General features: G+C 47.9%; 6 protein-coding genes. All 6 read left to right on the forward strand.

Annotated features, from left to right (window positions below):
- Positions 1-2 precede the first annotated feature (2 nt).
- The 6 genes from DEU29_RS02910 to DEU29_RS02935 all read left to right on the forward strand — a co-directional run bounded on the left by DEU29_RS02910 (position 3) and on the right by DEU29_RS02935 (position 14,098).
- Positions 3-659: a 3'-5' exonuclease gene (locus DEU29_RS02910; protein WP_133538742.1), complete on the forward strand. Its 657-nt coding sequence runs from the start codon at positions 3-5 to the stop codon at positions 657-659.
- Between the two features lie 125 nt (positions 660-784).
- Complete coding sequence (locus DEU29_RS02915; RefSeq protein ID WP_133538743.1) at positions 785-3,754, forward strand: TonB-dependent receptor; 2,970 nt, start codon at positions 785-787, stop codon at positions 3,752-3,754.
- A 248-nt stretch (positions 3,755-4,002) separates the two neighbouring features.
- Positions 4,003-6,852 carry a TonB-dependent receptor domain-containing protein gene (locus DEU29_RS02920; protein WP_133538744.1) on the forward strand — a complete coding sequence of 950 codons (2,850 nt, stop codon included), beginning with the start codon at positions 4,003-4,005 and terminating at the stop codon, positions 6,850-6,852.
- Between the two features lie 240 nt (positions 6,853-7,092).
- Complete coding sequence (locus DEU29_RS02925) at positions 7,093-9,834, forward strand: TonB-dependent receptor plug domain-containing protein (protein WP_133538745.1); 2,742 nt, start codon at positions 7,093-7,095, stop codon at positions 9,832-9,834.
- Positions 9,835-9,950: 116 nt separating this feature from the next.
- Entirely contained in the window at positions 9,951-10,865 is a 915-nt protein-coding gene (locus DEU29_RS02930; RefSeq protein ID WP_133538746.1) for a class I SAM-dependent methyltransferase, read from the forward strand.
- A 350-nt stretch (positions 10,866-11,215) separates the two neighbouring features.
- Positions 11,216-14,098, forward strand: a complete 2,883-nt coding sequence (locus tag DEU29_RS02935; protein WP_133538747.1) for a TonB-dependent receptor domain-containing protein — start codon at positions 11,216-11,218, stop codon at positions 14,096-14,098.
- Positions 14,099-14,122: the final 24 nt, after the last annotated feature.

Below are 14,122 nucleotides of genomic sequence, written 5' to 3' on the forward strand. Positions count from 1 at the left end.
CCATGGGTAAGTTACTCGGTGCGTTAGCCGACTGGTACCAACGCCGGCAACAATTACAAAAGCCCTGGACACAACAACGTTATGTCGCGCTCGATATTGAGACCACAGGGCTTGACCCTAACAAGCATCAGGTACTGTCCATCGCCTGGATGTCAATTAACCCGCCGGTGATGCACACCGGCAGTGCGCAATATCACGTGTTCTCCCACGGACAAGAACTGGAACTGGGCCAAAGCCCGACTATTCATGGCCTGACGCAACAGGACTTTTTGCATAGTTCTGATCCACGTCAAACCTATGCCATGTTAAGCAGGGCTTTACAGGGTGCGGTTCTGGTGTGCCATCATAAGGGAATGGACTGGCGCTTCTTAAAGCACATCGAAAAAGAGTTTTTGATAAATTTCAGGCCTTTGGGTATTTTTGACACGCTGGCATTTGAAAAAAACATAATGTTCAAAAATCCTGACAGTCCCCCAAAAAAAGGGCAGTTAACTTTAAGCGCATGTAGGGCAAGGCGCGGGCTGCCGAACTATACATCTCATCATGCCTTTACAGACACTCATGCATGTGCGGAACTATTTTTGGCGCAGGCCTTTAAATATGCGGGGCATTCAACAAAAACAATACATCTGTTAAAACAGTGTAAACATTTAATATGAAATAAACATTTTCCACACAAAACATTTACATCGCTGGATTAGGTTGCTATGTTCTCGGAACGTCAGAGACTGGTTTTCGGTCTAGATGACGCACAAGAATAATATTCCAGGGAGTATTACACGTTATGAAATCTCAGTTTTTTAAACGCACGTTAACAGCTGCAGCTGTTGCGGCAGCAATGGGTATCTCAGCAACAGCAGTTGCACAGAGCACCACAGGTAGTGTAAATGGCCAAGTCGTTACTACGAGCGACCAGGCGGTAGAAAATGCAAGCGTTACTATCCGTAACGTCGAAACGGGTTTTACCCGCACGGTTCAGGTAGGTGAAGACGGCTCTTACCGTTTCCCTCAGTTACCAACAGGCCGCTACATTGTAGTAGCTAATGCTAGTGGTTATGAGCCGAATCAATCTCAAGAATTTGTAATCAGTGCTGGTGGCTCTCGTGAGCTGACTGTACCGCTGGCTACCGGTATTGAGACCATTGACGTATCGGGTACCGCAATCTCTATGGTTGACACGCGTAGCTCAGGTACATCGCTTAACATCGGCGAAGCACAAATCGACCGTATCCCGGTCCCACGTAATGCAACTAACGTTGCGTTGCTGGCGCCAAGCACAACTGCTGGTGACAGCCGTTTCGGTAACTTAGCATCTTTCGGTGGCTCATCTGTTGCCGAGAACGCGGTTTACATCAACGGTTTGAACGTAACTAACTTCCGTACCGGTACTGGCTTCTCAGAAGTACCATTCGAATTCTACAAAGAGTTCGAAGTTAAAACGGGTGGTTACAGCGCTGAATATGGTCGTTCGACTGGTGGTGTTATCAATACCATCGTTAAGAGCGGTACCAACGAATGGGAATTTGGTGCTAACCTTTACTACACGCCAGATAGCTTCTCTGAAGACGCTCCTGATGTTCGTTATGCAAACGCAGCAGCGACCAACGAATACTATATTTACAACGCAGCAGATACGCGTGATGAATACGAAGGTAACATCTACGCATCAGGTCCGATCATCGAAGATACCCTGTTTATCTATGCATTGTATAACCCACGCAATGTCGAACGTGAAACTGTTGGCACCGAAGCACAGACGTTCTTCGATGACTCAACTGATGATGCGTTCTGGGGTACTAAAATTGATTGGCAAATCACCGGCGACCACCTGTTAGAGTTGCTGGCATTCTCTGATAGCACCACGACTAACACACTGAGCTACGGTTTTGATCCGCAAACAGGTGAGCGCTCTGGTCCTCCAGGTGTCTCTTACTCTGAAAACGGTGGTACCAACTACTCAGCAACTTACACGGGTTATCTTACCAATGACCTGACCATGAAGGTCATGTACGGTGAAAACCAGTACGACTTGAGCTCTAACTCTGATGAGTTTGCTTATTGTTCGCTGATTCGTGACTACCGTACTAACGTAACACCACCTAACGGTATCGAAGCAGGTTGTGCGGATACTTCAACTTACTTCGGTGAGACTGGTGAAGATACGCGTAAAGCGTTCCGTGTTGACTTTGAATGGTACTTGGGTGACCACCTGCTGCGCTTTGGTTACGACCGTGAAGAGAATACTTCAACTTCACAAACCTCTTACTCAGGTCCTGAACAGTCTTACTACTTCGTTGAGACTGGTGAACCAGGTCAGCAGCTTGCAGGCGGCAACACCGTACCTGAAGGTGTAACTGAGTATGTTATGGCGCGTGAGTACCGTGTAAGCGGTGACTTCGAGACTATCGGTAGTGCGTTCTATGTTGAAGACCAATGGTCAATTACTGACGACTTAACGGCAACTATCGGTTTACGTAACGATACCTTTGACAACAAAAATGCTGAAGGCGAAACTTTCGTTAAGATCGACAACATGTGGGCACCACGTTTGGGCCTTTCATGGGACGTAAACGGTGATGGACAATCTAAACTGTTTGCTAACGTTGGTCGTTACTTCCTGCCTGTAGCAAACAACACCAACGTGCGTTTGTCAGGTAACGAATACGACGTGCGTACATTCTACGAGCTGAACGGTGCGACTGTAGGTCAAATCGAAGGTCAGGACTCGCTGATTCTGGACTTAGGTCCTGCGTTTGGTGAAGTTGTCAACGCCGACGGTACTGTTCCAGATACTCGCGCTATCGTTGACCAGGATATCGACCCAATGTACCAGGATGAAATCATCTTAGGTTATGAGTCGGCATTTGCTGAGAACTGGAGCTGGGGTATCCGTGGTATCCGCCGTCAATTGAATGGCGCGATCGACGATATGGAAATTTCTGCCGCCCTAGACGACCGTTATGGCTGTCACGCAGCATCTTACGTACTGGGTAACCCAGGCGAGAGCATGGAAATCTTTGCAGACACCAACTGTGATGGTTCGCTGGACGAGCAGATTGCGTTGCAACCTGAAGAACTTGGCTACCCAGAAGCTGAGCGTTCTTACAACGCAGTAGAAGTTACTTTGGCTCGCGCATGGGCTGATGGTTGGTCAATCAACGCATCATACACTTGGGCACACAGCTATGGTAACACCGAAGGTCTGGTAAAATCTGACATCGCACAAGACGATGCCGGTATTACCCAGGACTTCGACTTCCCTGAGTTGATGGACGGTGCCTACGGTGATCTTCCAAACGATCGTCGCCATATGTTTAAAGCTTATGGTGCTTACGAGTTGACTGAAAACCTGCGTGTAGGTGCTAACTTCCGTCTGGAATCTGGCCGTCCTACCAACGCATTCGGTATCGGTCACCCTAACGGCGTGCCTTCATACGGCGATACTTTCTACGTATGTAAAGCAAACTGTAACGACGAAGCAAACGATGAGTACGCGTACTTCCCACGTGGCACCTATGGCCGTACGCCATGGCAGGCACGTTTGGACTTAAACGCAACTTACACAACTCAAATCCAGAATATGGAAACTGAGTTCCGTGTAGACGTATTCAACGCGCTTAATGCGCAGTCTGTTGCTCGTGTTAACGAGTTCGCAGAAGACGGCGCACCAGGCGTTGCGAACGAGCGTTTTATGCTGCCAACGGCATTCCAAACTCCTCGTTACCTGATGTTTAGTGCTTCAGTTAAGTTCTAAAGCTAAGTTAATTTAGATTTAAAACTTAGTAGCGAGAATACAAACCGCCCTTCGGGGCGGTTTTTTTCGTCTCTGCGCCCAAAAATTGACCCGGGACAAGCAAAAAGTTGATGAGTTCAACATTATTTCAACAAAACAACCACATGTGCGTTACAAAGTGTTTACATTAAAATAACTTCTTGCTAACTTTTAAACATCCACAACACGAAGTGGATTCATAACAATAATGTTCCGGGGAGTTTTTACTCATGAATAACACGACATTTCGTAAGAGTTTACTTGCGGCGACTATTGCTGGTGCAATCAGCTTTCCAGCCGCTGTATTAGCTCAAGACAACCAGGAAGACGGTGCGCAGGAAGACGTAGAGCGCATTCAGGTTACTGGTTCTCGTATTAAACGTACTGACATGGAAACAGCTTCTCCTGTAGAAATGGTTTCTTCTGAAGAAGTTAAAGCCTCAGGTTACACCCGTGTGGAAGACTTGATGGCAACCTTGCCGCAGTTAGAAACTGCTGCACAAAACTCGTTTGTTGCTAACGGCGCGGCCGGTGTTGCAAACCTTGACCTTCGTGGTCTGGGTGCTAACCGTACCTTGGTGTTGGTAAACGGTCGTCGTTTACAGCCGGGCGGCGTTTATTCACAAGCAGCAGACGTTAACCAAATCCCAACAGCACTGATTGAGCGCGTTGAAGTACTGACAGGTGGTGGTTCATCTGTATACGGTTCTGACGCGGTTGCCGGTGTTGTTAACTTTGTCATGAAAAAAGACATGGAAGGTTTCGAAGTATCTTTAGGTACTTCAGGTTACCAACATGACAACAGCAATGAATACATGCAAGGCCTGATGGACGACGCAGGTTATGAGTATCCTACCGGCGGTTCAGGTATTGACGGTAAAACTTACACTATCGACGTTGCTGGCGGCAGCTTGTTCGCGGGTGGTAAGGGTAGTGCAACATTCTACGCAACTTACCGTACCAACGACGAAATGTTGCAGGAAACACGCGACTATTCTTCGTGTGCATTGAATGGTGCAGGTACCGTTTGTGGTGGTTCTGCAACAGCACCAGTGCCTAACTTCTTTATTTCGCCTTATGAAAACGGCGCGCCAAACTTTGATGAAGAAGTGTTTTGGTCACTAACACCAGACAGCACCTTTGTTCCATTTAGTGATAACGTTTATAACTACGCACCAATCAACCACTTCATGCGTCCGAACGACCGTTATACTTTCGGTTCATTCGTAAACTATGACGTGAACGATAACTTCCGTCCTTATTTAGAAACCAGCTACATGCATGACCGCACTGAAGGTCAGATTGCGCAGTCAGGTGTTTTCTTCCAAAACTTTGTATTTGACGTTGACAGCGAAATCTTTAACGACGCACAGCGCCAGCAGTTCCGCGACCAGTTTGGCGCAGACACTGACCAAATCATGGCGTACATTGGTAAGCGTAACGTTGAAGGCGGTCCGCGTATCAACAACCTGGAGCACAACTCTTACCGTATCGTAGCGGGTGCTACTGGTGCGTTAAGTGGTATGTGGGAATATGACGTGTCGTTCCAGTACGGCTCTACGCAGTCTTCGTCAGTGTACATCAATGACTTTTATGTACCGCGTATGCCTCAGGTACTGGGTGCATCAGGTGCAGATGCCTGTGGCGAAGGTTGTATTCCATACGATGTATTCACTTATCAGGGCGTAACTCCTGAAGCAGCGAATGCATTGGGTGGTACGGCTATTCTTACTGGTATAACGACTCAGCGTATTGTTAATGGTTTCGTTACCGGTGAAACTGACTTCAGCATGCCGTCTTCAAACTACAACATCGCGGCTGTATTTGGTGTTGAAAACCGTGAAGTTGACTTCGAACGTGTTGCTGACGAAGTCTATCAGCTAGGCGCATTGTCTGGTCAGGGTGGTCCAACTAACAGCTTGATCGGTGGCTTCAACGTTTCTGAAGTATTTTCAGAAATTAACATCCCGGTGATCGAAGACGCAAGCTGGGCTAACAGCTTTGTTATCGACTTGGGTTATCGTTACTCAGACTACAGCACTTCAGGCGGTGAGCCGTCGTACAAGTTTGCTGTAGACTGGCAAGTTAACGATGACTACAAACTGCGTGGTACCTTTAACCGAGCGGTGCGTGCACCGAACGTGGCTGAACTTTTCGCAGAGCAAGGCTTAGGTTTGTGGGCTGGTGTTGATCCATGTGCCGGCGACAGCCCTGACTACACTGCGGAACAATGTGCTCGCACAGGTGTATCTTCTGGCCAGTATGGTAATGTATCTTCTAACCCAGCAGGCCAGTACAACGGTATCTTCGGTGGTAACCCAGACCTGCAACCAGAGCTGGCTGACACGGTAACCTTAGGTATCGTGGGTAACCCATTAGACAACTTCAACTTCTCGATTGACTACTGGGACATCCAGATGGAAGACCGTATCGGCACTATCGCGCCGGAACTGGTTATCCGTCAGTGTGCTGAAACCGGCGATGCCCGCTGGTGTGACGCGATCACTCGTAGCCCGTCAGGCGACTTGTGGCGTGGTACTCAAGGTTTCGTTTCTGCTACCAACGTAAACTTAGCAGAGTCACGTAACAGTGGTATCGATGCAAACTTTAACTGGAACACCGAAATCGGTGGTGGTCAGTTAGCAGTTAGCATGACTGGTACTTACTACATGACTAAGGAAACCACGACCCTGCCAGGTATCGCGGATCCAATCGAGTGTGCAGGTTTCATCAACTCAAACTGTTTCCCTCAGCCTGAATGGCGTCATTCAATGAACTTCACTTACAGCACCGGTGACTGGTGGACTGTTGGTGCTAAGTGGCGCTACCTGGGTTCAGCTGAGTACAACGAGACTGCTGACGAGTTGATTGGCGACGGTTTAGGTTCGATGAGCTACTTGGATCTTAACGCTAACTTCGACGTAACAGAAAATATCTCTGTACTGCTAGGTATGAACAACGCGTTGGATAGAGAACCAGCCATCGTAGGCGACGTAAACAGCCTGAACGGTAACACCCTTGCGGGTTACCATGACGCGCTGGGTCGTTATGTGTTCGGTAGCGTAACATTCCGCTTCTAAACACCCCTGCGATTATTATTCTTGTGAGTAAAGGCGACCTTCGGGTCGCCTTTTTACGTTTTATCAACCTGTGTTATTTTAATAAATAACAAATGACCACAATATACTCATTTTGACTAACTAATAGTCAAACAAACCACTTTTACTCTCTGATCAGTTGAATTCGCTATCACCAGCGAGTACAACAGTTGCGCTTGTTTTAAGCAAAACTAACAAAAAGACGTACCAGGGAGTTTTCTTATGAAACGTAGTACCTTCCGTAAAAGTCTGACCGCGGCAGCGATCGCGACAACCTTAGGCTTTCCAGCAGTAGCGGTTGCTCAAGATAGCGGCGCTAACGATGTAGAACGCATTCAGGTTACCGGTTCACGCATCAAGCGTACCGACACAGAAACAGCAAGCCCGATCACGGTTTTTGATGCAGAAGCGATCGAAAACTCAGGCTTCACCACCATGGAAAAGTTCATCCATAACATTCCGTCGATGAACGGTGGTTACAATGGCTCAAACACAAACAACGGTTCGGTAGGTTATGCATCAGCTAACTTACGGGGCTTAGGCTCAGCGCGTACGCTGATCCTTATCAACGGACGCCGTTATGCGTCTGGCGATTTGAACTCAATTCCAATGGCTTACATCGAGCGCGTAGAAGTACTGCGTGACGGTGCTTCAACCATTTACGGCTCTGATGCAATTGCCGGTGTTATCAACTTCATTACTAAGTCAGACTTTGAAGGTGCTGAATTCTCTGCGCAGTACGATCTGACCGGTGAAGGCGATGGCGAAACCACCAAAGTATCGGGTGTTATCGGTGCCACCAGCGACAAAGGTAACGTAACTTTAGCGCTTGAATACCAAAACCGTAACCCAATCTGGCAGGGCGACCGCGACTTTTCGAAAGTACCTTACAGTGAATCCGGCGGCGAGTTAGTACCGGGTGGTTCTTCAACCATTCCTTACGGTAACTGGTCTGCGCTTGATCCAAACTCACAATATAATTCAGGTAACGCTGGCACCAGTTTTGTTGTTGACCCGGTAACCGGCGAAGTTCGCCCGTATAACGGCCAGCAAGATGCATATAACTTTGCACCAGCCAGCTACATGGTAACGCCGCAGGATCTGTTCTCGATCAACGCATCTGCAAACTACGAGCTAACCCGTGATCTGACTGCGTTTATGGAAGGTGGTTTCACTAACCGTCAATCAGACCAGCTGATGGCTGCAGAAGGTACGTTCTGGGGACCAACCGTTGCGGCTGATCATCCGAACAACCCAGTTGGCGAAGAGTTAGTTATCTATCGTCGCCTAGCGGAAACCGGTGGTCGATCATTCACGCAGGACTTCTCTGACTACCGCATGGTATTTGGTTTAGAAGGTTACCTGGACAACGGTTGGGCGTGGGATGTTTCTTACAACTACTCTCGCTATGTTGACAGCCGTGTAGAATATGGTCGTTCTAACCCTGAGCGTATCGGCACATTGTTGGATCCAACATTGTGTGAAGCCGACGCAGAATGCCCGGGCGTATGGAACCCGTTCCAAACCGGTACGTTCACACAAGAATTCCAGGACTACGCAACCATTCCAAACTCGCCGGTTGACCGCGCTACAACTAAGCAGTTGATGGCTAACTTAACTGGCGACACCGGTTCATTTGGCCTGCCTGCTGGCCCTGTAGCCTGGGCGTTCGGTGTGGAAAAACGTTGGGAAGAGTACCAGAACCAGCCGGATGGCGGTGCTATCTTAGGTCAAATCTACAGCGTTGCAGCTGAGCCGACTAATGGTTCTTATGATGTTCAGGAAGCTTATCTGGAAATCAATGCGCCGCTATTGTCAGGTATTACCGGCGTTGACCGTTTAGACTTGTCTGCTGCGGTTCGTCGCTCGGACTATGACTTCCTGGCTGCGCAAACCACCACCAAGTTCGGTTTAGAATATGTACCGACTGACGGTATGCTGGTTCGTGCGACCTTCGCTGAAGGCTTCCGTGCACCGGGTATCGGTGACTTGTATTCACCACAGGTCGAGTCAAACATCAGCTACACTGACCCGTGCATCAACTACGCGAACAGTAATGCCAGCGAAACCGTAAAAGCAAACTGTGCCGCAGAAGGCCTGCCGGGCGATTTCAACCTTGACAACAACCAGTCTTCAACGCTGGTCGGTGGAAACCCGGATCTTAAGCCGGAAACTTCTGAAAGCTTCACCATGGGTATCGTTTACCAGCCTGAGTTTATCGAGAACTTCAGCGTTGCGGTTGACTACTACGATATCGAAATCGAAGACGGCTTAGGCGCGCCTAGCACCTCAGCAATCATTGCTCAGTGCTACAACAGCGAAAACTTCTCAGCTGATTCTTGTAACCTGATCTTAGGTCCGGAAGCGGTCGGTCGCCCTGGCTACACTGGCTCTGACTACCGTGACTCACAAGGTTACATGGCGGGTATCCTGGCAGGTACGGCTAATATCTCGACCTTCACCACCTCAGGCTTCGACTTTGACATCAAATGGGCAACTGAGCTGGGCGATGGCATGTTCGATATGCGTGTTGACGGTACCTGGTTAGATGAGTACACCTACCTGGCACAAGAAGGCGCGCAAACGCTGGAACTGGCAGGTAAATTCGGTGCTGACACCAACTTTGGTGGTCGTGTAGCCGCGTTCCCTGAACTGCGTACTAACTTGACCATGGGTTACCAGATCGGTGACTTCGACTGGAGCTGGATCACACGCTTCCAGGACGGCGTAAACGACATCAACTACTCAGAAGACGACCTGTCGTCAGAAGTGGGTAGCTATGTTTATCACGACGTACAAATGAGCTACTTCATCAACAATACAACCACCTTTACTCTAGGTGCGCGTAATGTGTTTGATAAGCAGCCTCCTTACGTTACTAACAACAACGATATGAACACCTTGAACTCTTCTTATGACACAGCAGGCCAATACTGGTATGCTCGTGTTGGAGTCAAGTTCTAAGCAGTGATTGCTTAACGTGATCATGATAAAAACCCGGCTCCGGCCGGGTTTTTTTATGGGCATGTTTTGAGCAACTAAACCTAAACAATAATAAAGTGGCGTAAGGAAGTCGTATTATGTCAAACAAACAAAATCCATGGTCTGTGTTTTGGCAAAAAGGCGCATTCGCGTCGTTTTTAGATGAGAAGTCGACATTACAGAATTACCAAATGCGTAAATTCTGGTTCGAACGAATGGAAGAAACCGAAGCTAAGCAACCGATACTGGATGTGGCAACGGGTAACGGCATTGTAGTGCAGTGGTTAACTGAGTTTGCCGAGAAAAAGGGCAAGAAGTTTGAGCTGATTGGCGTTGATGCCGCGGTGATCAAACCCAGTAACGATAAGCTTAAGTTGCACGGCGAGACCGAGTACGAAAGCTTTACTTTACCGTCCAATAAAAAAGTGGGGACCGTGGTTTCGCACTACGGCCTGGAATACGGTGACATGGCTACCGGTTTGCCGCATTTGCATAAACAGATCAAACGCGGTGGTGGGCTTATTGCACTGGTGCATTCCGAGGACTCGGTGATTGTGCAAACCAGTCGCAAAGTTTACGAGTTGTTGCCATCGCTGATAAAGCAATTAAATAAATCGGTCGAACCATTATTTGAAGCCATTTTAAAAGCTGCCGGCAAGCCCTTGCCCCGTAACGCACAGTTAGCACAACAAAAATTGAATCAATTTGCTAACAAATATCGCAACGATCCGACTTTTCATCGCACCAACTTTGTACCTGCTGTACGCCATATTTTACAGGCGGCAGAGCAGGGTAAGGTAGCTGAAGCCAAACACGTGTTCAATGATTACCTGGGTAATTTAACCGATCACAAGGCACGCCTCGCGACAATGGTACGTGCGGTCGAGCAAGCGGGTGACGGTCAGCAATTAAAACAACAGTTTGAAACAGCAGGCTTTAAAAATGTTCGTGTTCAAACCGTTCAATTCCCGGAAACGGGTATCGTTGGCCAATGTGTACAAGCTGACAAATAGTCCGCGATTAATTTGCGTCTGATGGTTGGCAGGCTGGTGATTGAGATCTCACCGGAACATGCATTTACTTGGTTTTGGTGTATAACACATGGCTATACAACTTTTTAATTTCGGTACTGCTATTTGTATGTTGTATCTATTTTAACTACCTTTTCAGATTTATATCTGAACATTCACTAAAAAAATCGAATTAAATCAAAGCCCTTTAAATAAGGGCTTTTTTTGTTCTATAAATTAGGAATTTTAACACAAAAAAAACACTTGTTAATATTGTGTGGGTTTTATACTCTCTCGGTGTCCTGAGGAGTTATACAACTCGGGTATAATGAAAATATCGGGGAGAACACACTATGAATGAACAGTCATTATTGGCTCGTTCTATTAGAACGATTTTATTTGCAGGCGTAAGCTCTGCATTTATTGCTGCACCAGCTATGGCACAGCAACAAGAAGAACCAGCACAAAACGAAGAACAGCAAGCGGAAGAACAAGTTGAGCGTATTGCAGTAACGGGGTCACGTATTGCCCGTCCTGAACTATCTCAGGCAACACCGATTCTTTCACTTGACGCTGACGAGATTGAGCGCTTCGCATCACCGGATTTGGGTCAGATTTTGGCTGAGCTACCAGCAGTTGGTGCAACCAACACCTTGATCGGTAACCGCGAAAGCAACGCCAGCGCGGGTGTCAGTTCTGCTGACTTACGCCGTTTGGGTGCTAACCGCACGCTGGTGTTGGTTAACGGCAAGCGTCACGTGGCGGGCTCGCCAGGTTCGGCATCTGTTGATTTATCAACCATCCCATCAAGCATGATTCAGCGGATCGAGATCATGACCGGTGGTGCATCAGCAATTTATGGCTCTGATGCGGTTTCCGGTGTTATCAACGTTATCCTTAAGGATGACTACGAAGGTCTTGAATTCAGCGGCCAGGCAGCGGGCTCGACTGAGGGTGTGGGTGCGCGTACGCACGAATTCACGATTCTTGGTGGTGGCGACTTCATGAATGGTCGTGGTAACGCAACCTTTTATGCGGGCATGAACCGCATCCAGGAAACCATGGAAAATGACATTCGCCAGTTCGAAAGCTGGGGAACCATTTTAAATCCTGAAGATACCGGGCGTTTAGACGGTATTCCTGACCGTATTTTTGTACGCAACGTCGGTTCGGAATATATCTCGGGCAACGGTGTATTATTAGCCGATAACTTCTATGGCTTTTTGCCGAGTGGCGATTATGTGATTCAGCCGCCGCGTGTTGGCACTAACAGTGCCCTGTTTGGCTCGTTCCCTGATGGTTGCGATACCTGTGCCTTCACTCAGGATTACGTTAACCTACAGCCAGAAGTTAACCGCGTTAACGTAGGTTCATCTGTCAATTTCGATATGACTGAAAACGCGCGTTACTATGCCGACTTTAAATACACGCAAGCGGATATTGAGCAACAGTTCCAGCCGGCATTTACCACATCTACAGTAATCAACATTGCTGAGAACCCTTACTTAAATGAAGAGCTACGAGCCAACTTGCTAGGTAAAGGTATCGGTGCCGCTGTCATGTTTAAGTTCTTTGAAGACTGGGGCAACCGTACCGCATCGAACCGTCGTGAATTGTTCCGTTTCGTAAACGGTGTTGACGGTGGTTTCCAGTTAGGCGAATCATTGATGACTTACGACCTATATTACGGCTATGGCGAAACCCGTAACCGCCGTAATACGCTGAACGAGTCAATCCCGGAAAATATTGCTGCGGCGGTTGATACGGTGCGTAATGCCGACGGTAACATCGTATGTCGAGATCCGGATGCGGGCTTGGTTAACACAGGTGGAGAGTGTGTTCCATACAATCCATTCGGTCAAAACGCGACACCTGAAGCAATTGCCTTTATGAGTGCTGACGTTACTCGTGACGATAAAATCACGCAAGAGTATATCGGTGCGTCTTTCGTTACCGATACCGGCAGTCTGCAATTGCAAGGTGGTCCTATTGACATAGCCTTCGGTTTTGAATGGCGTGAAGAAACATCAGAAACACTTACTGATGAATTCACCCGTCGTGGCTTAACTAACAATGCGGCTACACCAAACGAATACGGTGAGTATGACGTGACCGAAGGTTTTGTCGAAGTTAACTTCCCATTACTTTCCGGTGTTAGCTTTGCCGAAGAGCTGAGTGTTGACATGGCATACCGTGGCGCTGATTACTCACATGCTGGTTCTGCAGATGCGTGGAAAGTTGGCATGGTATGGGCTCCAACCAGTGAATATCGTTTGCGTGGTACCTTTGGTAAAGCTGTCCGTGCACCAAACATCACTGAGGCGTTCAGCCCGCGTTCACCGGGTTTCGTTAATATTACCGACCCATGTGATCAAAACAACATTGATAACGATCCAAACCGTGAAGCTAACTGTGCGGCATTGGGCGTACCGGCCAACTTCGAATCAAACACTAACGTGAGTATCGATCTGATCTCTGGCGGTAACCCAAACCTGGATCCGGAAGAGTCAGATTCACTGACTGCTGGTTTTGTCTGGACTCCTGACTTTATTGAGAACTTCTCTGCAACTATCGACTACTATGACATTGAGATTACAGACGCGATTACATTTATCGCACCGCAGACGGTTATCAATAACTGTGTCGATTCAGAAAGTGGTATCAATAATAACTTCTGCAGTCAGGTCACCCGTGGTCCTGATTCACAGTTAACGGCAGTAGAATCAGGTTACCTGAACGCCGCATCGCTTGAGACTTCTGGTGTAGAGATGGAAGTTAACTATCAAACCGAGTTGGCTGATTTTGACTTGCCAGGCTCGATATCAAGCTCACTGTTCGTTAACCACTTGATCGACTTTGTTAACTTCCCGTTCCAGGATCAACCTGAACAGGAGAATGTTAACACCGGCCAAGTTGGTGACCCTGAGTGGCAGTTCCGTTTTACCGCGAACTATCGTTTGGACGATTTGACCGTGTCATGGGCAACTCGCTTTATCGACCGTTCGGCGTTATTTAACGTGACTCCTCGCTTAGAGGCATATGAGAACGTGGGTCCGGCATACGTCGGTTCAATTTTCACACATGACCTCTCTGCAGGTTACTATTTTAACGAAAACTTCCGCATCAGCGGTGGTATTCGTAACATTTTCGACAAGGTACCTCCGGGTTACACGGGTAACGCACTTTATGACTTAACCGGTCGTCGTGCATTTATCAGCGCAACCTACGAGTTCTAAGTTGAATGTCCCTGGACGTTGCCC

Source organism: Idiomarina aquatica, assembly GCF_004362895.1.
Taxonomy (GTDB): Bacteria; Pseudomonadota; Gammaproteobacteria; order Enterobacterales; family Alteromonadaceae; genus Idiomarina.

What these genes read in the sequence shown, in the direction of transcription:
- DEU29_RS02910 (WP_133538742.1), top strand. Translation starts at nt 3, where the DNA reads ATGGGTAAGTTACTCGGTGCGTTAGCCGACTGGTACCAACGCCGGCAA.
- DEU29_RS02915 (WP_133538743.1), top strand. Translation starts at nt 785, where the DNA reads ATGAAATCTCAGTTTTTTAAACGCACGTTAACAGCTGCAGCTGTTGCG.
- DEU29_RS02920 (WP_133538744.1), top strand. Translation starts at nt 4,003, where the DNA reads ATGAATAACACGACATTTCGTAAGAGTTTACTTGCGGCGACTATTGCT.
- DEU29_RS02925 (WP_133538745.1), top strand. Translation starts at nt 7,093, where the DNA reads ATGAAACGTAGTACCTTCCGTAAAAGTCTGACCGCGGCAGCGATCGCG.
- DEU29_RS02930 (WP_133538746.1), top strand. Translation starts at nt 9,951, where the DNA reads ATGTCAAACAAACAAAATCCATGGTCTGTGTTTTGGCAAAAAGGCGCA.
- DEU29_RS02935 (WP_133538747.1), top strand. Translation starts at nt 11,216, where the DNA reads ATGAATGAACAGTCATTATTGGCTCGTTCTATTAGAACGATTTTATTT.